Annotated in this window: 30 protein-coding genes and 1 tRNA gene; 25 read left to right on the top strand and 6 right to left on the bottom strand. The window is 48.0% G+C overall.

What is annotated here, in order from left to right; all coding sequences use genetic code 11:
* Positions 1-6: 6 nt before the first annotated feature.
* Positions 7-1,245 (bottom strand): ammonium transporter, encoded by a 1,239-nt coding sequence (locus YC6258_RS00685; RefSeq protein ID WP_044615345.1) that lies wholly within the window; start codon positions 1,243-1,245, stop codon positions 7-9.
* A 26-nt stretch (positions 1,246-1,271) separates the two neighbouring features.
* On the bottom strand, positions 1,272-1,610 hold the full coding sequence (locus YC6258_RS00690) for a P-II family nitrogen regulator (protein WP_044615346.1): 339 nt from the start codon (positions 1,608-1,610) through the stop codon (positions 1,272-1,274).
* 299 nt (positions 1,611-1,909) lie between these two features.
* Here YC6258_RS00690 and YC6258_RS00695 point away from each other — a divergent pair, with 299 nt between their 5' ends.
* The 3 genes from YC6258_RS00695 to YC6258_RS00705 all read left to right on the top strand — a co-directional run bounded on the left by YC6258_RS00695 (position 1,910) and on the right by YC6258_RS00705 (position 3,531).
* Positions 1,910-2,152, top strand: a complete 243-nt coding sequence (locus YC6258_RS00695; protein ID WP_044615347.1) for an accessory factor UbiK family protein — start codon at positions 1,910-1,912, stop codon at positions 2,150-2,152.
* 86 nt (positions 2,153-2,238) lie between these two features.
* Positions 2,239-2,817: a hypothetical protein gene (locus tag YC6258_RS00700; protein ID WP_144407514.1), complete on the top strand. Its 579-nt coding sequence runs from the start codon at positions 2,239-2,241 to the stop codon at positions 2,815-2,817.
* Positions 2,818-2,967: 150 nt separating this feature from the next.
* Positions 2,968-3,531: a hypothetical protein gene (locus YC6258_RS00705; RefSeq protein WP_044615349.1), complete on the top strand. Its 564-nt coding sequence runs from the start codon at positions 2,968-2,970 to the stop codon at positions 3,529-3,531.
* 5 nt (positions 3,532-3,536) lie between these two features.
* On the opposite strand, the gene YC6258_RS00710 is transcribed toward YC6258_RS00705, so the two are convergent.
* A complete protein-coding gene (locus YC6258_RS00710) occupies positions 3,537-4,283 on the bottom strand; it encodes a TrmB family transcriptional regulator (RefSeq protein WP_044615350.1) in 747 nt (248 codons plus the stop codon).
* A gap of 247 nt (positions 4,284-4,530) precedes the next feature.
* Here YC6258_RS00710 and YC6258_RS00715 point away from each other — a divergent pair, with 247 nt between their 5' ends.
* Complete coding sequence (locus YC6258_RS00715; protein WP_044615351.1) at positions 4,531-4,920, top strand: DUF3461 family protein; 390 nt, start codon at positions 4,531-4,533, stop codon at positions 4,918-4,920.
* A 119-nt stretch (positions 4,921-5,039) separates the two neighbouring features.
* On the opposite strand, the gene YC6258_RS00720 is transcribed toward YC6258_RS00715, so the two are convergent.
* Entirely contained in the window at positions 5,040-5,435 is a 396-nt protein-coding gene (locus YC6258_RS00720; RefSeq protein WP_425402628.1) for an acyl-CoA thioesterase, read from the bottom strand.
* Between the two features lie 332 nt (positions 5,436-5,767).
* Here YC6258_RS00720 and YC6258_RS00725 point away from each other — a divergent pair, with 332 nt between their 5' ends.
* The 6 genes from YC6258_RS00725 (at position 5,768) to YC6258_RS00750 (ending at position 11,638) form a co-directional block, all read left to right on the top strand.
* Positions 5,768-6,802, top strand: a complete 1,035-nt coding sequence (locus tag YC6258_RS00725; RefSeq protein ID WP_044615353.1) for a PstS family phosphate ABC transporter substrate-binding protein — start codon at positions 5,768-5,770, stop codon at positions 6,800-6,802.
* A gap of 145 nt (positions 6,803-6,947) precedes the next feature.
* Entirely contained in the window at positions 6,948-8,435 is a 1,488-nt protein-coding gene (pstC, locus tag YC6258_RS00730; RefSeq protein ID WP_044615354.1) for a phosphate ABC transporter permease subunit PstC, read from the top strand.
* Positions 8,435-9,739: a phosphate ABC transporter permease PstA gene (gene pstA / locus YC6258_RS00735; protein ID WP_044615355.1), complete on the top strand. Its 1,305-nt coding sequence runs from the start codon at positions 8,435-8,437 to the stop codon at positions 9,737-9,739. The genes pstC and pstA overlap by 1 nt, the downstream gene beginning before the upstream one ends.
* Positions 9,740-9,902: 163 nt before the next feature.
* Positions 9,903-10,649 carry a phosphate ABC transporter ATP-binding protein PstB gene (gene pstB, locus YC6258_RS00740; protein ID WP_245627057.1) on the top strand — a complete coding sequence of 249 codons (747 nt, stop codon included), beginning with the start codon at positions 9,903-9,905 and terminating at the stop codon, positions 10,647-10,649.
* Positions 10,650-10,662: 13 nt separating this feature from the next.
* On the top strand, positions 10,663-11,382 hold the full coding sequence (gene phoU, locus YC6258_RS00745; protein ID WP_044615357.1) for a phosphate signaling complex protein PhoU: 720 nt from the start codon (positions 10,663-10,665) through the stop codon (positions 11,380-11,382).
* A gap of 180 nt (positions 11,383-11,562) precedes the next feature.
* Positions 11,563-11,638, top strand: a tRNA-Thr gene (locus YC6258_RS00750).
* Between the two features lie 104 nt (positions 11,639-11,742).
* Here YC6258_RS00750 and YC6258_RS00755 read toward each other — a convergent pair.
* Both YC6258_RS00755 and YC6258_RS00760 read right to left on the bottom strand, forming a co-directional pair.
* On the bottom strand, positions 11,743-12,729 hold the full coding sequence (locus YC6258_RS00755; protein ID WP_044615358.1) for a phage integrase: 987 nt from the start codon (positions 12,727-12,729) through the stop codon (positions 11,743-11,745).
* A 107-nt stretch (positions 12,730-12,836) separates the two neighbouring features.
* Positions 12,837-13,157, bottom strand: a complete 321-nt coding sequence (locus tag YC6258_RS00760) for a helix-turn-helix domain-containing protein (RefSeq protein ID WP_044615359.1) — start codon at positions 13,155-13,157, stop codon at positions 12,837-12,839.
* 144 nt (positions 13,158-13,301) lie between these two features.
* Between YC6258_RS00760 and YC6258_RS00765 the strand changes: the two genes are divergently transcribed.
* The 15 genes from YC6258_RS00765 (at position 13,302) to YC6258_RS30065 (ending at position 21,660) form a co-directional block, all read left to right on the top strand.
* Positions 13,302-13,541 (top strand): hypothetical protein, encoded by a 240-nt coding sequence (locus tag YC6258_RS00765; protein WP_044615360.1) that lies wholly within the window; start codon positions 13,302-13,304, stop codon positions 13,539-13,541.
* Positions 13,542-13,793: 252 nt separating this feature from the next.
* A complete protein-coding gene (locus YC6258_RS26850; protein ID WP_169748908.1) occupies positions 13,794-15,608 on the top strand; it encodes a replication endonuclease in 1,815 nt (604 codons plus the stop codon).
* A gap of 76 nt (positions 15,609-15,684) precedes the next feature.
* Positions 15,685-15,897: a hypothetical protein gene (locus YC6258_RS00775; protein WP_144407515.1), complete on the top strand. Its 213-nt coding sequence runs from the start codon at positions 15,685-15,687 to the stop codon at positions 15,895-15,897.
* A gap of 270 nt (positions 15,898-16,167) precedes the next feature.
* Positions 16,168-16,602 carry a hypothetical protein gene (locus tag YC6258_RS00785; RefSeq protein ID WP_044615363.1) on the top strand — a complete coding sequence of 145 codons (435 nt, stop codon included), beginning with the start codon at positions 16,168-16,170 and terminating at the stop codon, positions 16,600-16,602.
* Positions 16,586-17,203, top strand: a complete 618-nt coding sequence (locus YC6258_RS00790) for a type IV secretory system conjugative DNA transfer family protein (RefSeq protein ID WP_044615364.1) — start codon at positions 16,586-16,588, stop codon at positions 17,201-17,203. The genes YC6258_RS00785 and YC6258_RS00790 overlap by 17 nt, the downstream gene beginning before the upstream one ends.
* Positions 17,204-17,509: 306 nt before the next feature.
* Positions 17,510-18,376, top strand: coding sequence for a major capsid protein P2 (locus YC6258_RS00795; RefSeq protein ID WP_044615365.1), 867 nt, complete (start codon positions 17,510-17,512; stop codon positions 18,374-18,376).
* Between the two features lie 24 nt (positions 18,377-18,400).
* On the top strand, positions 18,401-18,655 hold the full coding sequence (locus YC6258_RS00800) for a hypothetical protein (RefSeq protein WP_044615366.1): 255 nt from the start codon (positions 18,401-18,403) through the stop codon (positions 18,653-18,655).
* Between the two features lie 147 nt (positions 18,656-18,802).
* A complete protein-coding gene (locus YC6258_RS00805; RefSeq protein ID WP_044615367.1) occupies positions 18,803-19,039 on the top strand; it encodes a hypothetical protein in 237 nt (78 codons plus the stop codon).
* Complete coding sequence (locus YC6258_RS00810) at positions 19,039-19,503, top strand: hypothetical protein (RefSeq protein WP_044615368.1); 465 nt, start codon at positions 19,039-19,041, stop codon at positions 19,501-19,503. Before YC6258_RS00805 ends, YC6258_RS00810 begins: the two co-directional genes overlap by 1 nt.
* On the top strand, positions 19,500-20,066 hold the full coding sequence (locus YC6258_RS00815; protein ID WP_044615369.1) for a hypothetical protein: 567 nt from the start codon (positions 19,500-19,502) through the stop codon (positions 20,064-20,066). Before YC6258_RS00810 ends, YC6258_RS00815 begins: the two co-directional genes overlap by 4 nt.
* Positions 20,063-20,521: a hypothetical protein gene (locus YC6258_RS00820; protein ID WP_044615370.1), complete on the top strand. Its 459-nt coding sequence runs from the start codon at positions 20,063-20,065 to the stop codon at positions 20,519-20,521. The genes YC6258_RS00815 and YC6258_RS00820 overlap by 4 nt, the downstream gene beginning before the upstream one ends.
* The gene (locus YC6258_RS00825; protein WP_044615371.1) at positions 20,518-20,766 is read left to right on the top strand and encodes a hypothetical protein; all 249 of its coding nucleotides are present in this window, start codon (positions 20,518-20,520) and stop codon (positions 20,764-20,766) included. The genes YC6258_RS00820 and YC6258_RS00825 overlap by 4 nt, the downstream gene beginning before the upstream one ends.
* Positions 20,763-21,227, top strand: coding sequence for a hypothetical protein (locus YC6258_RS00830; RefSeq protein WP_052829967.1), 465 nt, complete (start codon positions 20,763-20,765; stop codon positions 21,225-21,227). Before YC6258_RS00825 ends, YC6258_RS00830 begins: the two co-directional genes overlap by 4 nt.
* Positions 21,224-21,523 carry a hypothetical protein gene (locus tag YC6258_RS00835; protein WP_044615372.1) on the top strand — a complete coding sequence of 100 codons (300 nt, stop codon included), beginning with the start codon at positions 21,224-21,226 and terminating at the stop codon, positions 21,521-21,523. Before YC6258_RS00830 ends, YC6258_RS00835 begins: the two co-directional genes overlap by 4 nt.
* Positions 21,520-21,660: a hypothetical protein gene (locus tag YC6258_RS30065; protein WP_169748909.1), complete on the top strand. Its 141-nt coding sequence runs from the start codon at positions 21,520-21,522 to the stop codon at positions 21,658-21,660. Before YC6258_RS00835 ends, YC6258_RS30065 begins: the two co-directional genes overlap by 4 nt.
* Positions 21,661-21,703 lie beyond the last annotated feature (43 nt).

Raw genomic sequence — 21,703 nt, forward strand, 5'->3', positions numbered from 1 at the left:
ACTGGCTTACTTACCTGCACCGGTGAATTCAGGGTATGCGTCCATACCGCACTCGGCGATATCCACACCTTCGTATTCTTCCTCTTCGGAAACCCGAATCCCCATGACAGCCTTCAGAATTGCCCAGACAATCAGTGATACCACGAACACCCAGACAAAAATGGTAAGCGCACCAACCAGCTGTACAAAGAAGCTGGTTCCTTCGGCAGTAATTGGCACGATCATCAAACCAAAGAAACCGGCAACACCATGAACAGAGATCGCACCAACCGGATCATCAATTTTCAACTTGTCGATCACGACGATAGAAAACACCACAATCACTCCGGCAATGGCACCAAACAAGGTAGCCAGTACAGGCGATGGCGTATCCGGGCTGGCAGTAATAGCAACCAGACCAGCAAGCGCTCCGTTGAGAGCCATGGTCAGGTCAGCCTTTTTGAACATGAGCCGAGCCAGAATCAGCGCAGCAACACAGCCACCGGCAGCGGCCATATTGGTGTTGACGATAATCAAAGCCACGGCATTCGCATCAGTAACTGATGAAACCACCAGCTGTGAACCACCATTGAAGCCGAACCATCCCAACCACAGGATAAACGTACCCAGTGTAGCCAGCGGCAGATTGGCACCGGGAATCGCATTGATTTCACCGTTTTTGCCATACTTGCCTTTACGGGCACCCAGCAACATGACACCCGCCAAAGCAGCAGACGCACCGGCCAAGTGAACAATGCCTGAGCCGGCAAAATCCTTAAAGCCCAAACCGTCATCACCCATCAGAGCGTACATTCCGAAAACAGAGCCGGCTCCCCAGGTCCACTTGCCTTCCATCGGATAGATAAACGCAGTCATCACCACCGCAAACGCCAGGAATGCCCACAGTTTCATGCGCTCGGCAACGGCACCAGACACGATTGACATGGCTGTAGCCACAAACACAACCTGGAAGAAGAAGTCAGCAGAAGGCGCATAGGTGCTGCCACCATCGGCACCGCTTCCCATGATGCCAGAAAGGAAATACCCAGCACTTCCATACATGATCGAATAGCCGCAAACCATATACATGATGCAGGCAATCGCATACAACACGATATTTTTAGTCAGAATTTCGACTGTATTTTTACTGCGAACCAGACCTGCCTCAAGCATGGCAAAGCCCGCAGCCATCCACATTACCAGTGCACCCATCACCAGAAAATAAAATGTATCCAGGGCGTATTTAATCGGAAATAATTCTTCCATCCTAAGTCTCCTAATTCTTTTTCTGCTTAGATGGCGTCTTCGCCAGTTTCACCAGTCCGGATACGGATGACCTGTTCCACATCTGAAACGAAAATCTTCCCATCACCGATCTTTCCTGTGTTCGCTGCCTTCGTAATAGACTCAACAGCACTATCTACCAGGGCATCAGAAACCACGATTTCCAATTTGACCTTTGGTAAAAAATCGACCACATACTCAGCGCCCCGATACAATTCCGTATGCCCTTTCTGACGACCAAATCCTTTCACTTCGGTAACGGTGATGCCTTGTACCCCAATCTCGGATAGCGCCTCGCGGACGTCATCGAGCTTAAATGGCTTGATGATGGCTGACACGAGCTTCATAATTTGTTTCTCCTGCAAGTTATTAGTGACCGGAAGCTACACGGACAAGTGCGCTTGGCCGGACCGGTTAACTATGCAACCTCCAACAACATTGATTGCTTGAAGTGCACGAATTCAACGGTATCGCTACTCACAGAGGTCAAATTGCAGCTACTGTGCCAATCCAAATATGCCAGTAAAATCAACGGATTGGCCGGACCATGACGATGATCACAAAGATCAAAGCATTATTATTAGCACCATAACGGTGCAGTACGCTCCTACCGTGGCACCATGAACACTCATTTAAGGAACTACCAATGAACATACCTGAAGACCTGATTACAGATTTCACTGCCAAAGCGGGCAAATTGCTGGAAGGTTCTGGCCAGGATCTGAAAAACAACATGTCTTCATTACTGCAAAGCCTGATTGGCAGGCTGGACCTGGTTAGCCGGGAGGATTTTGAGATTCAGCAGAAAGTGTTGATGAAAACGCGGGAAAAAGTTGAACAACTTAACAAACAGGTGGAACAACTTGAACAAAGACTGAATCATCCATGAAAATATCCTCGACCCACTTCTAGCCTGACAGCCGATTCTGCTAACGTTCACCCGACTTTACCGGTTAAGTATAACGATTAAACAATATGACATTCAGAACCATTTCCGTTATCGGCCTTCTATTGCTGTCTTTCTTATGCCACGGTAGAGACTCTTTCTTCTCAACCCCTTCCAATACCAGTTGGTTTGGCGGCCCACAGCTCAAATACGCGGAAATAGGCGACGACGGTCGTTTCATGCTGGGTGCCAAAGGCGGGACCGTTTTCGGTAACGATATCCATGCTTTTTATATTGGTGGGGCCGGGTACGGAATGCTAGAACCAGTTTCGATCGCAGACTCTGAAGACTACACCTTTGTTTACGGTGGCCTGATTCTGGGATACGCCTATCAACCGGAAAAACTCGTGCACTGGAAAAGCGAGTGCCTGTTAGGGGCTGGCAATATTACCATTCTGGACGACAACAGAGTCAAAGGTGACAAAAACTACGGTGTGCTGTTGGGTGAGTTGTATAGCGGAGCGGAGTTCAACGTAACCGATTTTCTGCAGGTAGGCATCGGCGCCTTTTATCGACTGTCAACCGAACCGGATCATGAAGGTATTTCCGCAGATGATCTTTCCGGCCCCGGTATCAGCATTGATTTCGAATTCGGCTATTTTCATTGAGTTATTTCGAGTTTCCAGCAATTGACTGGTCACTCAAAATATGGAAACAAGCCTTACATCATTGTTTTCTCATACCAGCATCTTTCCGTATGACCTGCGGGCAGGTGCAAGCACGAAAACCTTCAGGAAAACCACAAACAGGATATTAAAATGAAAAAAGTAATTGCTGCTTTCGCGCTAACGTCTGTTTCTGTATTTGGCATAACGGCTAATCTGGGAGAAAACTTCGAACCAGGCGGTTTTGCATTACAGGGATCAGTCAATATTGAGTCCAACGATAACGACAGCGTTTTTTACGCGGATCCAGGTGTGTTGTTCAACCTCTCCCATGAACTGGGTATCAGCGGTGGAGCCATTCTTGAATCACATGATGACTGGACCAAAGTCGGTGTTCAGGGAGGCGCGGTATATCGCCTGCCTTACAACCATGCAGCCGTATCCGGACTGGTACACGAAGTAGGTGCCGATGCGTCACTGTATAACATCTCTCCTGACGAGGGTGACAGTAAAAGCTATCTGACTATTACCCCTTATTACCAAGGCAACTATTACATCACTCCCCGGGTAGCGGTGTACGGCAAGGTCAGAGCGCTTGATATCAATGTCTTTGGTGACAACGTTGACACGATTGATACCTATCTGGCGGTATCTGTTGGTATCCGTTATTCCCTTGCCTTCAGAGACATGAACTGGGCACCTTTCTTCGCTAAATAAACGATTTAAAGACGCTCCCACAGGGTGTCAAACAACAACTGCTGAGTTGTGACCAACGGCGCCGACTCGATCACTGTCGCCGTTGGTATATCTCCCTGACTGAGCGATATCATCGCCAGCTTGGGGGGATAAATTGCGATATAAGCAGCAGCCTCTCCCAATCCTCCAAGGTTGATCCACTTTCGTTCTGATAATTCTGCATTCTCACCACCATCACCAATGGCAATGACCCGGACCTTGATGCCGGCCCGAACCCGCTGCCGGGTGTAGTTCGGAAAGGGTCGATAGAGAAAGTTGCGGATTAACTTGGTTGAAAACACGCAATATTGTTTATCTGGCGTGGCAGCGACGGTATTGAGAATATCCTTAAGCACCAGTTCCAATCCGTCATCACCTTCATAGTAATGAACATTGGTGTTGACCTGCTCAGGCTTCAGTGAATTGAGCGCCGGAATAATCTGACTCTGCAACTGCTGTATTGCGGTATGTACATTTCGTTGCTGCTGCTCTGCCAAATCAAGCAATCTGGCAGGCGGTTCGGCACTGAAAAACTTGCGCTTGCCTCGCGGGAAATAACTGACAATGCCTTTATCATGCATCCTTTTCAGCAATTCATACGCGGTTCCTCTATTCAGACGCGCTTTGTCAGCGATATCCCTGATAGAAGCCGGACCATACTCCAGCAACGCAAAATAGATGCGGCTCTCCCGCGGCTCGATTCCCAATGTCTGTAGTACTTCAATCGTTTGCATCTGCGAATTTAAAACATTCCATTCATAATTAAGACACTAAGGTTGATACAACTCACATGCCTGCATAGTCGTTAAAATAATTCGGCAATAAAAGCTGACAAATCAGGTTTTTACAGCTTGTATTATTAGTGTTGGTAATTGTTCAGCAAAGCACAATAATCAAATAGATAACATGTAAAAGCATGCGTAACACATTAACGCATAAACAATTAATAAACACGACAGTAAATGGTTTGGAGAGAAGTGGATGGCCTACGAGAGTTTAAAAGCCCTGGGGATAGAAGATGTCGATTCAATCGAAAAATACACCCTGCGAACGGAAGCAGACTACGATATTCTGAAAATTTATCATCACAAGCGCAAAGGAGAGTTGTTTGCCCGTAGCGAGAAGTTTAAATATCCACGCCAACACAAACGTGTAAAAGTGGATGGTGGTACAGGGGATATGGAGGAGTTTTCTGAAATCGCCCCCTCTCTGCGTTATGTCATGGAAGAACTGGACCAGATTGAACGATTTGGCAGCACTCACAAAGATCTGAAATCCAAGATCCTTAAAGACCTGCGCCACCTCGAAAAAGTGGTTACCAATAAAATCGCCGAAATTGAAGCGGATCTCGAAAAACTGGAACATCCCTGAGCTGCATGGTCACTCAGTGTCCGTGACGCCTACGAGCGATTCTGAAACCGCTTAACATGCGGACAATTATGCGCCACATCAACCCGGCAACCTTCACCGCCGGGTTAACCATCGACCGGTTAGTCCTTCGGTAGCGCCCGAATGCGACGATCAGCGTCTATGGCAACATATACAAATTCGGCTTCCGTCACTTTCTGTCTGACTTCATCTTCCGGCATACGGCTCCAGACTTCCACATTGATACGAATGGAGCTTCTGCCAATGTGGACGATTTTGGCGTAACAGCACACTACCGATCCGATCTTCACTGGTCTGACAAATGACATCTCACCAATGGCCATCGTGGTCGTTCTGCCTTTTGCCAGACGACCCGCTGCAATCGCCGCAGCCGCGTCCATTTGAGTCACCAACCAGCCTCCGGAGATGTCACCACAGGCATTGGCATCTTTAGGCATGGCTGTTACACGCAATATCAATTCTCCGACCGGAACCGGATCAAGCTCATCTTCAGTCACAATGTATCCTTAAATTTAAAACAACAATTAGATTCTTATTCTGACTGCCAAAGTATCAGATCCACTGTTTTAAGCCACTTTGACAGTCACAAATCAGTCATAAAAGGCATTTTTTTCAAACATTTGCGCCTTCATTCCAGACTTTGACAAATACCAAAATTTTAACTTTTCTCATTATTTCTGGTGCCAACCGGCCAGAACCGGCAGACATTTAATCATTTGTTATACTTGTCATGAAAATGTCACAAATGTTTTTTACCTTAGCTCCCGTAGTAGCGGTATGAGCGCCACAGCCATACGAATTAGCACATATTCTAACAATGGGATCAGTTATGAAATCAATTACTTTAACAGCAGCAACTCTGGTTGCATCGCTTGCGTTAGCCGGTCACGCCACTGCCCGCGATCAAATTCAGATTGCAGGTTCATCAACCGTTCTGCCTTACGCCAAAATCGTAGCCGAAAATTTTGGCGAAACCTACCCTAACTTCAAGACTCCTGTTGTTGAATCGGGTGGTTCCAGTGCTGGTCTCAAAGAATTCTGTAAAGGTGTTGATCTGAATACCATTGATATCGCCAACGCCTCTCGCAAAATCAAAGATTCTGAAGTGAAAGTCTGTGCCGAGAACGGCGTTACCGAAATTCAGGAAATCCGTATCGGTTACGACGGAATCGTATTTGCAACAGACATCAACGGTCCTGATTTCGCCATCTCACCAAAAGATATCTATCTTGCTCTGGCTGCCAAAGTGCCTTCAAAAGGTAAAATGGTTGATAACACCTACACCAAATGGTCTGACGTTAACAGCAAATTCCCATCCTGGGACATCACTGCCTATATCCCAGGTGAAAAACACGGTACTCGCGAAGTATTTGAAACCAAGTTGCTGGAAGCCGGCTGTAAAGCTACTGGCGCTTACGACCTTTATATGTCTGCTGGTATGGACAAGAAAGCTGCTGAGAAAGCATGTTATGCCGTTCGTAAAGATGGTCGTGCAGTCGATATCGATGGTGACTACACCGAAACACTGGCTCGCATCGATGCCAACAAACAAGGTATGGGCGTTTTTGGTCTGGCCTTCTATGAAAACAACACCGACAAACTGAAAGTGGCAACTGTTGACGGTATCGTGCCTTCTACAGAAAGCATTGCTTCCGGCAAATACCCTGTATCAAGACCTTTGTACTTCTATGTGAAGAAAAAACACCTGGGTGCCATTCCTGGTCTGAAAGAATATGTTGAATATTTCATCTCTGACGCCATGGTCGGCCCAGACTCTCCTCTGGCTGAATATGGCCTGGTTGCAGCACCTGCTAACGAGCGCAAAGCTGTTCGTGCAGACTTCAAAGCCGGCAAGACTCTTTGATGACACAGTGATTCAATAAAACAGTTGAATCTTAGCTGCAGGGCGACTATGTTGCCCTGCATTTTTTTTCTAAGACATCTATTTTTGAAGTTCTGAGGGTCCGAATAATGTTGCCGATGTGGAGTCTGATCCTGAGGAGGCTTTGGTGAATATATCCAGTCTTCTGCTTGTATTACTGGCGTTAGCTGTTATTGGCTATGCCTGGGGAAGGAAGAAATCCTCTGCCACTGTTCAGGGGCACTTGTCCAAACTTCATTCCCGCCTGGGCTATTACGGCTCTTATGTTGCGCTGGCAACTTTTTTGCCTGCCGTGATTGTGCTGATGTTATGGGCTTCTGTCGCACCCACCATTATTAACAACAAACTATCTGGCGCTCTGCCTGAAGAACTGAAACAGAATACCTCCGATGCGGAGCGAAGTCTGATACTTAATTCAATTTATTCCATTGCCACCGGTCTGGACCTCATCAATGAAGATGAAAAGAACCTGATCAACCAGGATGTCGCCAACCTGCAGCCCATTCTGCAGCAGCACGGTGTGGTGTTGGCAAGTCCTGGTCAAACCTACATGGTCGACCTTGCGACAGAGTTGAATCACTGGGAAAAAAACACCCGTAATGTCCAGACTGTGGTGGTTATTCTGATTGCCCTGGCCGGGCTGATCGCCTCGATTGCCACACTCAAGCCATCACTTCGCGCCCGTAACCGGGTCGAACTGGTTATGCTCGGTGCCTTATTGCTGGCATCCATGATTGCCATTCTGACGACTGTTGGCATTGTTTTGTCGATGATCAGCGAGACCATCCATTTCTTTGGCATGGTGCCACTACACGAGTTTTTCTTCGGTACCGTCTGGGACCCCCGCTTTGCAGCCGCAGACAACCCCGATGCGGTTGGCCAATACGGCCTGATTCCACTGTTAGCGGGCACGTTATATATCGCCTTGGTTGCCATGTTGTTTGCAGTGCCGGTGGGTCTTTACTCGGCTATCTATATGGCCGAATACGCAACGCCAAAAGTGCGCTCAACCGTTAAGCCGCTGCTCGAAGTCCTCGCGGGTATCCCTACTATCGTTTATGGTTTTTTTGCCATGGTGACCGTTGGGCCTTTCTTCCGTGATCTCAGCAGCAGCCTGAATAATCTGGCCACTGGTGAGGTAATGCCTTTCATTCAGGCACAAAGTGTACTGACTGCCGGCATCGTCATGGGCATCATGTTGATTCCATTTGTTTCGTCACTGTCCGATGACATCATTACCGCAGTCCCCCGCTCTCTGAGGGACGGTTCACTGGGACTGGGAGCAACCCGTTCGGAAACCATGCGCAAGGTCATCCTGCCTGCCGCACTACCTGGAGTTGTCGGGGCGTTGTTGCTGACAGCTTCCAGAGCCATCGGCGAAACCATGATCGTGGTATTGGCCGCCGGCGTGGCGGCACGGTTAAGCCTGAACCCCTTTGAACCGATGACCACCGTCACTGTTAAGATCGTGAACCAGCTGACCGGGGATAACGAATTTACCTCTCCTCAAACGCTGGTGGCTTTCGCCCTGGGTATTACATTATTTACCGTTACTCTGGCGCTCAACGTCTACGCCTTGTACATCGTCCGTAAATATCGGGAGCAATACGATTAATGACTACGACTGCCACCCCTTCCGCAAAACACAAGATTAACGATTCGAATCTGAAACGCCGTTACGCAGCGGAATTCAGGTTCAAACTGTATGGCATTCTGGCAATTTCCGTCGGTCTGATATTCCTTGCCTTGCTGCTCTGGTCGGTCATATCCAAGGGCTACACAGCTTTTCAACAAACTGAAATCAAACTCGACATCGAATTTTCCAAATCAGTGATCGATCCAGATGATCTGGCCGCTGAAGATCCAGATGTTCTGTTAACCGCTAACTATCCGATACTGGCCAAGGATGCGCTGGCAAAATATCTGGGCATCGACAAGAAAGACAAGATCAACCTTAAGATGGTTAACTCCATGCTTTCTGCCGGTACTCGCACACAATTACGTAATATGGTTGTGGAAGACCCATCCATTATCGGTACTACCCAAACCGTCTGGGTACTGGCCAGCGGCAATGTCGACAGCGTGGTCAAAGGCCAGTTTAGCCTGGAAATCGATGAGAGCCGGCGTCCAGTCAAAGACCAGCAGGTTTCGTGGATTCAGCGCATGCAGAAAGAAGGGGTGCTGAAAAAACGCTTCAATACCGGCATATTTATCTTTGGTGCCTCAAGCCGGCCGGAAACAGCTGGTATCGCCGCTGCCATGGTCGGATCCCTGTATATGATGCTGATTGTGCTGGTACTGGCATTACCCATCGGTGTTGCCGCCTCTATTTATCTTGAGGAGTTCGCCACCAAGAATCGTTTCACCGATCTCATTGAAGTCAACATCAACAACCTGGCAGCAGTACCCTCAATCGTCTTCGGTTTGCTGGGCTTGTGGGCGTTTATTAACGTCGCCGGGTTGCCTCGATCCGCTTCTTTGGTCGGCGGTCTGGTGCTGACGCTGATGACTCTGCCCACCATCATTATTGCCACCCGTTCAGCATTGAAGGCAGTCCCCCCGTCTATTCGTACAGCGGCGCTGGGACTCGGTGCATCCAAAATGCAGATGGTTTTCCACCATGTTCTGCCACTGGCCGCACCCGGCATTATGACCGGTACGATTATCGGTCTGGCACAGGCGCTGGGAGAAACTGCACCGCTACTGCTGATCGGTATGGTCGCGTTCGTCGCCGATGTCCCGACCACTCCTCTGGACCCCGCAACCGCTCTGCCAGTACAGATCTTTATGTGGGCCAATGAGGCGGAAAGAGCATTTGTCGAAAGAACATCGGGAGCCATTCTGATTCTGCTTGGGTTCCTTCTTATTATGAATATTACTGCTGTTATTCTGCGCAAACGCTTTGAGCGTCGGTGGTAATAATTACTCCAGCATGGGAGACTAAAGCGTTATGACAACTGTAACTAGAAGCGATCAAACGACAGTGATGAACAACCCGGTTAAGGTCAAATCCAATAGCGAGAGTCACGTTGCCAGCGAAGATTTCAAAACCATTGGCGACATTACCCACCCGGACCCCGCAATGATCATGCGCGGTGTCAACGTGTTCTATGGCGAAAAACAGGCCATCTTCAACGTTGACCTCGACCTGGGTCAAAACGAGGTACTGGCCATGATCGGACCATCCGGTTGTGGCAAATCCACGTTTCTGCGTTGCCTGAACCGTATGAACGATACCATTGAGGCCTGCCGCGTGACTGGTGAGCTGAGCCTTGAAGGGGAAAACATCTATGACAAAAAAATGGATGTTGTTAATTTACGCGCACGCGTAGGGATGGTGTTTCAGAAGCCGAACCCATTCCCCAAAAGTATTTATGAGAACATTGCGTACGGACCAAAAATCCACGGCTTGGCAAGTCGCCGCGCGGAACTCGATGAAATCGTCGAAACCAGTCTCAGAAAAGCAGGCCTGTGGGAAGAAGTGAAAGACCGGCTCGACCAGCCTGCAACCGGCATGTCCGGCGGACAGCAACAGCGCCTGTGCATTGCCCGGACCATTGCTGTCAGTCCGGACGTTATCCTGATGGACGAACCCTGCTCTGCACTGGACCCGATTGCCACTGCCAGGGTGGAAGAGCTGATTGCCGAATTAAGCGCCAACTACTCCATTGCCATAGTGACTCACAGCATGCAACAGGCGGCCAGGGTGTCCAATCGTACCGCCTACTTCCACCTCGGTAATCTTATTGAGGTTGGCGAAACAAATGACATATTTACCAAGCCGTCGCACAAACTGACAGAAGATTACATCACCGGCCGTTTTGGCTGAGGAAACCGGAACCATGGACAAATTAAACCTCGATCATCATATCTCCCAGCGCTTCAACCAGGAGTTGGAAGAGGCCCGCAAAAACCTGATGCAAATGGGCGGAATCGTCGAACAGCAGGTACGTGACGCCATCAAAAGCATCGTCGATGGTGATTCCGAACTCGCTGAAAAAGTGATTCAGGCCGATAAACGCGTCAACAAAATGGAAGTTAAAATTGACGAAGAATGCGCCAACATCATCGCCCGACGCCACCCGGCCGCCAGCGACCTGCGCTTCGTTCTGGCCGTTACAAAATCGGTCAATGACCTTGAAAGAATGGGTGATGAAGCCTCCAAGATAGCTCGCATGGCCCTGGAACTTAGCGGCAATGAAGGCTCAGGTCCGACCAAGGGCTTTATCGAAATGCGCCACATCGGTGAACAGGTCGCCAAGATGGTTATGGAAGCACTCGACTCATTTGCCCGCCTCGAAAGTGCCAGTGCACTGGCAGTACTGAAAGCGGATAAAGACGTCGATCTCGAATATACCACGGCCATCAGAACCCTGATTACCTATATGATGGAAGATGGTCGAACCATCTCCAGGGTCATGAATATCGTCTGGGCATTGCGCTCACTGGAGCGGATTGGAGACCACTCCAGGAATATCGCCGAGCACGTTATTTACCTGGTGGAAGGCGAAGACATGCGGCATCAGAAAATCGAAAAAATCGAAGATAAAATTCAGGGCTAAATTCACCCGCTATCTCCGTCAGCGGCCATACATCTGTTGTCATGGCCGCTTTCTCTCCTGCTGAATCGCCAAAATCTCAGCCCTTCACAAGAAATCTTACAAAAACCTAAAAAATTCAAGCAGTTAAGTGTTGACCATTGGCTTAGCCAACAGTATATTACGCGACGCCTTAGGGCATGGGCCGGCTTAGCTCAGTTGGTAGAGCAACTGACTTGTAATCAGTAGGTCGCCAGTTCGATTCCGGCAGCCGGCACCACTTATTTAAAACCCTCGCAGACCAGTGTTTGCGGGGGTTTTGCGTTTCTGGGGTGATGAAAACTAAAGACAGCTTAAGAGCCAAAAAACCCGAAAAGGGCGAGATTAGGGCGAGATAGTTTTCAACGGATTAAATTGTAATGCCTGTTCCAGGTGTTCTGGGGCAAGGTGTGCATACTTCAGAACCATGTCCAAAGAACCATGTCCAAGAACCTTCTGAAGGGTTAGAAGGTCACCTCCATTCATAATAAAATGTGATGCAAATGTGTGTCTAAGAACGTGTGTTTTCTGGCCAGATGGCAAGCTGATCTCTGCACGTTTCAGTGCAGTATTAAATGACCGTTTAAAATCTCCAGGAAACATGGTGCCATAGCTGCGTCCTCTTGATTTTAATTCTTGGTAAAGCTCTAAACTAATCGGTACTGTCCGATTTTTGCCATTCTTTGTATCCGTAAACGTCACTCGATCAGGTTTGAGTTGTGGCCACTGCAAGCTTGTTGCCTCGCCCCATCTCGCCCCAGTCGCCAAACATAGTTTAACGGGAGCTATCAATTGGGGATTGTCGCTGATTTCGCAACTTGCTAGTAACCGGCATATCTCACTTGTGCTCAAGTAGGCCATATCCGATTCAGAAGTTTTCATTTTCTTAATACGCTTTAGAGGATTATCAAGTGTCCACTCTCCTGCCCTGATTAGCTCAGAAAAAACGGCTGACAGATAGATATGGTAGTGATTTAGGGTATTTTCGCTGGTGCCTTCTGCAAGCTTTTTGACTCGATACTCTGCAAAGTCACTAGCTTTAAATTTGGCTGCAACTGGGTTGCCTATTTCCTCAATAATCCGGACAAGTTCTTTTTGGCGAGTTGAACCTGTCTTAAGGCTGTGACCATGAAAGTTGTACCATTCAGTCACCAGATCACTAAGCCGGCGTTTATCATACTTTGGTACTAATGTTTCACCTTTTTCAAGTTTTAATCGTGTTTGACTCTCCCAAGAAAGCGCTTCACGGCGGCTCTTCAAGTTTTTTTTGTATTGTTTACCGTCAAAAGCAAAGCGTACTTGCCAGCCTGTTGATGTTTTGTAAATGGCCATTAGAAATAAATCCTGTATAAAATACTGTATAAATACACAGTATTAGGATGTTATGAAAAATTATCTGAGGCAATACAAAAAACTAAATAAAATCAAAAGATTGGAAATTATTCAGTACCTGAAAGCCGCTTCATCTCATCAAGAATCCGATCGAGTTCAGCCTGTTTGCCCTGAGCTTTCATGCGGCCAACCAATACCAAAAACTCAGCCTCATCGGAGCTAAGTTCCGTTTGCTCTAATAACAATTCGCTCCAAGGTTCTAGGGCCGGAATAGCCGCAATTTTTTGGATTTGTTCAATTTTTGGCTTTCTGCGGCCCTGGCTGTACATCCTTAAAGTGTCATATGCAATGCTCGAATTCTTAGCAATTTCTTTAAGGCTGATACCTGATTCATCTCTAACGACTTTAAGTTTTTCTTTGAAATCCATAGATCACCCATTGACAAGATACATTTGACTCCCTAAATTAAAAAGAGATACAAATGGCTCTCTTTAAGTCACATAAAACAGATCAGTTTACTGATCTATCCAAATTAAGAACACATAAAGCCATACGGCAATCGAGGATTCATTATGGAAAACACTTCATTTATCTCCCTTGAACGATTTGCACAACTGGAGGGTATTTCAGAGGGTGTTGCAAGGGGTTGGCGGGATCGTGGTTACCTTGCAGTGGCGAAAACCGGTAAGCATGTCCTGGTAGATAAAGAGCTTACTGATATGCGTCGGAGGCTGGAGGCAGGCACACTGGCTGAATATAACCAGCTGAAACGCTATGGATTGGATGAAGTCAACTACGAAAAGCGGGGTTGACTAATATGACCATCAACGAAATCGCTCTTGAGTATCGCGCCCGTAAGAGTTTATGGAATGGTTACGTGATCGTTTTCGACGGAACCATAACTGGGTGGACTTATCGTTTAGATTATCCACAGGGGGTTTGTGCCTGGTTGTACTGCCATTGATTCAGCGAATCAGCAATGGAAATCAACCGGGGGGGATGACTACAACGGTGCTGAAGCCTGGGAGCCGAGTAAGCCCGTTGGTGGCCATTAATCAATGTACATGTCTCCCTACTGGCTGAATGAGGCTGAAAAAGCCTCTTCAGCGTTTGGACTGTTACAGAAGGACGTTTTTCAGCATTGGCAAGACTTGGTCCTGGAGCATGGTAACCACCCTGGTACGCCATATGGGGACGCTAACCAGCGTATTATTTGGTTAAAAGAAAAACAAAAATGGGGATCGTTGAATTTACTACTGTGTGATGACAGCAGTATAGAAAATTGGGCAGCCTACCAAGCAAGCTACTTCAAGCGGCGCTGGACCGTGCGCGGTCAAGTCGATCCTGATGATATGAAATTTGCGGAATACTTAGGTATCGAAGCGCGGGAAATGCTCGCGTTAATAAATGGTTCTGCATTCTGGCAGCTGGTTGAATCTCATCTGAAAGAATTTCCTTTGGAGCCTTCAGACGTGGTTCCCTCCTCTGATTTTGAAAACTGGATTGAAGAAGTACGTTGGCGTATTAGGGTTCTAAAACGGTTGTGTAACCCTCGCTGGTGGCTTCGTCGTGCTCGTGCCGAAAAAAGCCGACTCATTGAGGAAATGAAACGGCTGTTTGGCCATGTGCATGCATCGCGTGAAATCTATCTCTCTTCATTGTCGTTTGAGTACTGGAAAAAGCGACAATCCGCCAATTTAAAAACTCTCCAAGAGACTGAAATTGAGAATGACCTGGGGCAGCGTTTTACGCTCGCTGAGCTGTTTTATAAATCAAATTCAAATCCGGCTATTCGTCGTATTGAAATGATGACCCGGATTGCCGGCACTGAGAAACTGGCTAAATCACTTGGCTATAAAGCGACATTTATCACGATCACAGCGCCATCTGCTTTTCATCCGTACTCATATCGAAAATCAAAAAAAGGTCGGAAATTTTCGTTTAAGAACAAACGTTATGAAGGCTTCACTGTCAGAGAAGCTCAGCAATATTTGGCTGGGCGCTGGGCTGTTATCAGGGCTGAACTACACCGCAACGAAATAGACTACTTTGGTATCCGTGTGGTTGAGCCGCACCATGACGGATGCCCACATTGGCACCTGTTGTTATTTTCGGATACGGCCGGCCTTTCTTCCATCGAACAGGTTATCACTGAAAAGTCACTCAACCTCTATGCCGGTGAACCGGGTGCCCAAAAGCGCCGGGTAAAAGTTGAACGGATCAAGGAAGGTCTCAACCCAAAGACAGGCAAAGAATATTCGGCTGTTGGTTACATCGCAAAATACATTTCAAAAGCCATCGATGGCCGTGGTATCGAAAAAGACCTATTCGATAATGATGCGGCTACTTCAGCACAGCGTATCAGAGCCTGGGCCAGTATCCATGGTATCCGGCAATTTCAATTCTTAGGCGGCATAAAGGCAACTTGGTGGCGGGAGTTGCGGCGCTTTGCTGGGCGGTTCATGAGCTTTGATGAGTCTGGAAAGCTGGCGTTTGATGAGCGTGCGGCCTTCATGTACGCGAGGGATTGTCGTCCAGAGCTAATGCACTTGATTGCCGCGATTCGCGATATGGAAGTAGAGGCAGATGCGTCTGTGGCTTACTGCGACCTAGCTATCAAAATCAGGTCCGGGGAACTGCAGTTAAAAACACTCACCACCGCTCACGGACATGAATACGCGGATAAGCGGACGGGTGAAATCACCCGGTTTGACCAATGGGCACGATTAAACCAATACGGGGAATTACAGCCAACAGTGAAGGGGTTGTGGTTCCTATCTGGGCGTTCTGGGTGTGCGGAGTCCGTGATCACACATGAACATGAGTGGCATGTTTTACCGGGTCGAAAAAAGCATACAGATTTGGAAATGTGGCATTGAGTAGGACGGTGCCGCATTAGCCCGGCTTGCCGGGCTAACTTGGAGTTCTGTCAATAACTGTACGGGGGTAATGAATATGGGAACACTAAATAAACTTAGGGAATCAATTAATTCTTTGGAGGAAGTGGCGGAAAAAGCCTCTCAGCTGGGCACCTTTGATATATCGGGTAAAGTCAAAGCGGCAGAAGAGGCCACCGAAATAGCAAGGCGTGTCAGTTATCACACGTTGGAATTATTCATGGAAATTGAAGGCAGATTACAGGAGTTGGAATATGCAAAAGCGGGTTAAGTGTCCAGCATGTGAAAGTGTTGCATATGTAAAACCCAATAACCGGGGGGATGAATATTTTACCTGCTCACGTTGTGGGCCATGGAATGGTAAGGGGCCAGCATTCCGGGAATGGTGTCGGTCATTATCAGACATTGATCATAAGCCAGATACCAAGTCTGATACGGATAGCGAACATCAGCTTGGCTTAAGTGGTTTGGGCACGGTGGAATCATCACCCGTGCCCCCAGAACGCAAGAGTGCTGATTGGTTACAGGCGTGGGGTGAATCATGAATCCAATGGAATTAGGCGATGCGGCTGCGCTGGACGCCATGGCCACTGCCTTGGAGGCAGAAGGGGTGGCAAGCGCTAAAGAAGGGGCTGAACAAGCGCACAAGGATTTTCAGGACTTTGAAAAAAACAATGGTGCGGGTTTTCCTTATCAACCGGCTGTTGCCAGTGCGTTAAAAAACTTCCTGGGCATGGGATCTTTCAAAATATCACAAGGGCGTGGCCAGCATTGGCTTTTAGAGGAAAAAGAAGCCGAACAGATGGGCATTGCCATTGCTCAATGCGTGGATGCGTATATGCCTGATACAAACAGCCCATTTACCAACATGGTCATGGTGTGTGGCATGGCGATAGGGCCAAGGTTGGCTTTGGATATGATGCATTCGAAGCGAGGACAGCAAGCACAAGGGGGCGCGGGTGAGTCGAATCAATGAAAACTTAACAGAAGATATTCGGGGGTATTTTGGGGCCACTGGGTCAGGTAAGACTTACCGGATTAAAAAAGATCTCGGGTCAGCACCTCGTGTCCTGGTGTATGACATTAAAGGCACATTTGGGCCATCGAATGGGTTTGAGGCATTCACAGATCGAGGGGCGTTTTTGAATGCGGTTCGTTCAAGCAATCAAGCGCGCTATTCATTTCATGACCCCAGTTGCCACTATTTTGACTGGTTCTGTGAGTTGGCTAGACATCAAGCGGATGCCCGTAGAATGACAGAGATTGTCATTGATGAGCTTGGGCCAGTATCGACACCGGGGAAAGCGCAGGGACATTGGCACTGGCTGATCAGTATAGGCCGTACCTATGGGATAAAAATCAAAGCAGGTGCTCAGCGTCCATCCGAAATTGATAAAACCCTTATGGGTAACCTGAATGGGATGTTTGTAGGAAGGGTGCAGCGGGATAAGGATGCTGCTTACTTATCCGCTGAAACGGGTATTCCTCAAATGGACATATTGAACCTGAGAGGGGCACCTCATTATGAGCATTTCTTATGGGCTGGACGGGGCCGATATAAAAAAGCAGGTAAGTAAGAAAAAGGCCGGTTATCCGGCTTTTTTTATGCCTGTAATTTAGGCTTTTCCCTATGTATGTACGTACGGCTCTCAGGCCTGACGGTGCCCGATATTCATGATTTAGTTTGCCCGTTCAAACAACATCAACAGGAACGGGAAACTGAACATGAGTAAGACAACAACTCGCGTTGTATTAATTTCACTGGCATCAGCGGCAGCGGTAGTTTGGGCCGTTAATAACGTGGATGCGGTTGACAATATTCTGGGTGATCGCGGCTGGTTCTAACCCGCCATTTGTCATTAACTACGTTATAAGGGTAGAACATGCGTCCATTACGAAAGCTTGATTCATTTTCTGGCGTGGCTCCGGGTGAAACAGCAACTATGCGAATTCAACCGGGTCCGCGTTATGATGATATCATCATTAAAACCAATCTATCACCGGACAAAATAGAGTCCGTTTCTTTGGTGCTCAATACTGAAGATATGTTTGGTGGTGGGTTGTCTGGTAAAGAGCTACATATGCTCTCTAAGTACATCAAAATTGAGGTTGGGTCTTCAGGTCCGACTTACTTTTATCGTTTGCCACTTTCGATGAAAGGTGCCGTGCTGCGCGATTCAATGTTATCGACAGGACTGCCAACCGGTGGCACGGATGACATCATCTTAAAGGTGAAAATTGCGGAGAGCGCGCAGGCTCCGACACTGAAGGCCTTAGCGAGAACATCACCTAATCCAGGTCGGCGTAACTTTATCCGGTCATTTAAGCGTTATTACGTACCTGCGGCAGCGGCGGGAAAGGTTGAGTTTACGACCATGAACAAAGGACCGCGATTGTTAACCGCTCACTGCAAAGCCACCGGTATCAAAGGCATAGAAGTGGAGGCGGATCATGTCAAGATTTATGAAGCGCTGGCAGATGAGCAAGTATTCATTTTGAAGGATGGACAGTTTCCTCGTGTTCCTCAGACTGGCTATTACCACTTTGACCCGGTAGCAGAAGGCTATCCTATTTTGGATTCCATGCCGACAACCGCCAACAGCTTGGTATTTCGTTTTGATGTCAGTCAGGGCAATCAGCAAATTGAAATGCTGTGTGAAGTACTTGAGCCCAAAGTGGCGGTGTGGACCAGCAGTGAAGCGCCGGCAACCAGTAAAACACGTTCTTCACGTTCTGTTGGTCGTCGCTAAGACGGCCTTATTCCGGGGGTAAGCATGGCGATTTGGCAATCTATTTATGATGCCGCAAATGAGGCTACGGACAGCGTCAGTGGCTGGTGGGATGAAAATGTGTCTGAAGTCTATGAAAGTTGGTTCGGTGAACCAGCAACCAATGAAGATCAGACCAACGCTATACCGGGTGCGCAAGGCAGTGCCAGTCAAAACAGCAGCGGCTCAAGCTCTCAGTTGTTGAAGGTAGCACCGGTGGTGATTGGTGCGCTATCGCTATTGGTCGCCGTCGTCAAATAAGGGGGCATGTATGCCATACGCAATTTTGGCCATTGCCAGTTTTATAGCCGGTGGCTTGACGTTTGGAGGCCTAACGCAACTGACCAATAGAGTCTTATTGATTGGGTTGGTCGGTGGTGCTGCGTATTACGTTTTGAAGGTGAACAAGTGAGTGCGATTCCAGGTATTGATTTAGGGATGGGTGATGGCTGGAGCATGAGCAATCAGGCATCAGCTGCCACCGGCTCCAAAAGCGATAACAAGCGTAACAATGTCGATTCCGGGCTGAGTTATCGGTCAGGCTCAATCATCTTTGGAAACAATGAACAGTCCAATACAGGGGTGTGGATTTTGGCCGGGGTCGGGTTGTTGGGATTAGGGCTGTTTGTGTTTGGGAGACAATGATGGGGTTTAACTTATTAGGGTCTTCATCCAAAACAGATGAAACCAATTACAACTATGACTATACCGGCGCGTCATGGGTAGATGATGACTCGGTGAATCTGACGGCGGCGGATGGAGCGATAAGCGCCTCCCAGATTACTGGGAATATTGAGGCGGCTGACGCTCAAACACTGCAGCAAATATCACAGGATCAGGCAGATACCCTGCAACACCTCTCTGATGACAATACAGACTTGCTGACCAAGTTTTTAGAGGTAGGGCTGGAGAGTCAACGGGCCATTAATGATACCGGTCAGCAATATCTGAACAGTGCCATCAGTCAAATCAACAAAACCACTGGCGATGCCCTGGATGTGGTTGAACAGCTGAAGAAAACAGAAATGGGAGACCAGTCCTACGCTGTCTGGGCGGTGGTCGCGGCTGTGCTGGGAATCGGTTATTTCGCGTTTTGGGGGCGTTCATGAGGCCAAGTAAGTTTACTGTTGACATGGGTGGTAAATACATCATTCAACAGACCGTCCGAAAAATAAAAGTGCTCAGCTGTACCGGTCCGCTGGTGTTGATGACCGGGGAAGGTAATGAAGAGGTACCAGTTGAATCCGGGGATTTGATTGCATTCGACAATGAGACAAGGCAGCTGCAAATCAAAAATGCCCATGACAATGCCAATGAAGTAGAGCTGTTGTTGATGGGCACCACTGGGGCCACTCTGGAGAATTCAGCGGGAGTGGTTAAGGTCTCTGAAATTCTGACACCGTCAGAAACCAAGGTCCGGCATGGTGTGATTAGCACAACGGTTGATAGTGGTGAAGTGACGGACTTGGGTGCCATTTTTAATCAGAAATATCCTGCAAAAAGCGTGGTCTCATGGGTTTTTACGGTCTCTAACACCGCATATTTAGCGGATGATGGTGATTACTTTAGAGTTGAACCTGATTCTGATTTGTCCGGCGCTGGGAGGCTGCCAGTGATCGAAAATGGATATGGCGAGGGAAACAGAATTACAGCATTGGTATTTTATGTATGAGCATGATTCCAGTTGTAGGTCACAGTCGGCCGCAGGTTGGTGACATAAAGATGTTTGTAGGCTCTCGTGAGGCTTTGAATCGTGAATATGAGAAAGGCTGGGTGATCGCCGATGGGCAAAATGGCACTTACGACATGTTGAACCACTTTCCAAAGTTCGGGCATTTTGGAGAGATCGGTACCAAAGGCGGGGAAAGTACGATCAGACCTTCAGGATACGTATTAGGACATACCTTGTCTGAGTCAGAAATGCCAGTGCATCGGCATCGGGTAGCCGGACGGTCTGGTGGCAATACAGGTGTGACCACCAATGATGGCTTAGCAAATGATATATGGACAGAAACCGCAGGCGGCAGTCAGAGCCATGCTCATGGCTTTATCGGTATTACCCATACCAATGAACCTCAGTATATCAATGTACTGCCCTTGCAATATATCGGGAGAAAAGCGGTATGAAGATTACAGCAGTGACCAAAGACCAGTTGATCATCATTGATGGCGTACCCGTTGGTCCGCCTGAGTGCTCGTTTTCGATGCCGGCGGGGGAATGGGCTGTCAGATTCGATACGGATACTGGAATCGGTGAAGTCGAATACCTGGACAACCGGCAAAATGAAGTGATAGGGCTGGAGGACTTTGAACAGCGATACACCGGTCTGGTGGCGGAGCATGACCGGGTTAAGGGGTTGTTGGCTGAATGAAGGCAATTTATGTGGCGGCGGGTGCGGCGGCACTCGCAATGATCAGCGTAGGGGGTTATGTGGGGTTTGAAAAAATAAGAGGGATTCGAAACAGAAACCCATTGAATATCCGAAAAAGTGATATTGCATGGGACGGTAAAGTTTACCCTGGCTCTGACTCAGATTTTGAGCAGTTCGAGTCTACAGAATACGGCATCCGGGCAGCGTATAAGCTCATGATGACCTATCGAAATAAGTATGGACTGGATACGGTGGCCGGCATTGTGGGCAGATGGGCACCCGGAAATGAGAATGATACAGGCGCTTATATTGATTCGGTTTGTCAGAGCATGGGCGTACGTAGTGACTATGTACTGCCCATCAACCGATATCCTGATCTGATTGCCGCCATGATCAAGCATGAAAATGGGATTAATCCCTACTCAGCAGATGTCATTCATATGGGGGTTAACCTGGCATGAAATTATTCGGTTTGGGAAAAGCGGCTGAACGGGCAGCCAAGGTCATTGATGATCTGGTGACAGATAAAGACTTGGCGAATCGATTACGGGCGGAAGTGTATATGACAGAGCTTCAGGCACAGACTGTGCCCTGGGTCGATGCTGTCCACAAAATGGGGCGTCAGTTTTTAGCCTATGCGCAGATTGGATTTTATGCCTGGGCAGTTGCCCATGGTGTTGAAATTAACGCTGAATTGGTGGCAGGAGTATCGGGTGTGGCTGGTATTTATGCCATTGCCAAGGGGCGCGGTCAGTGAGTATTGATATTTTTCAGATCCTGGGGGCCGGGGGCAACCTTTCCATGATTGGGGTGTTGTTGCTGTTCTGGCGAATTGATAAGCGTGTGACAAAACTAGAGTGGGTAATTGAAAGATGGCAAGAAAGGCAGGGTTAAAGGCAAATGGGCGGTTAAAGAAGGGGTACCGGTTCGGGAAGGG

It is taken from the genome of Gynuella sunshinyii YC6258, assembly GCF_000940805.1.
Taxonomy (GTDB): domain Bacteria; phylum Pseudomonadota; class Gammaproteobacteria; order Pseudomonadales; family Natronospirillaceae; genus Gynuella; species Gynuella sunshinyii.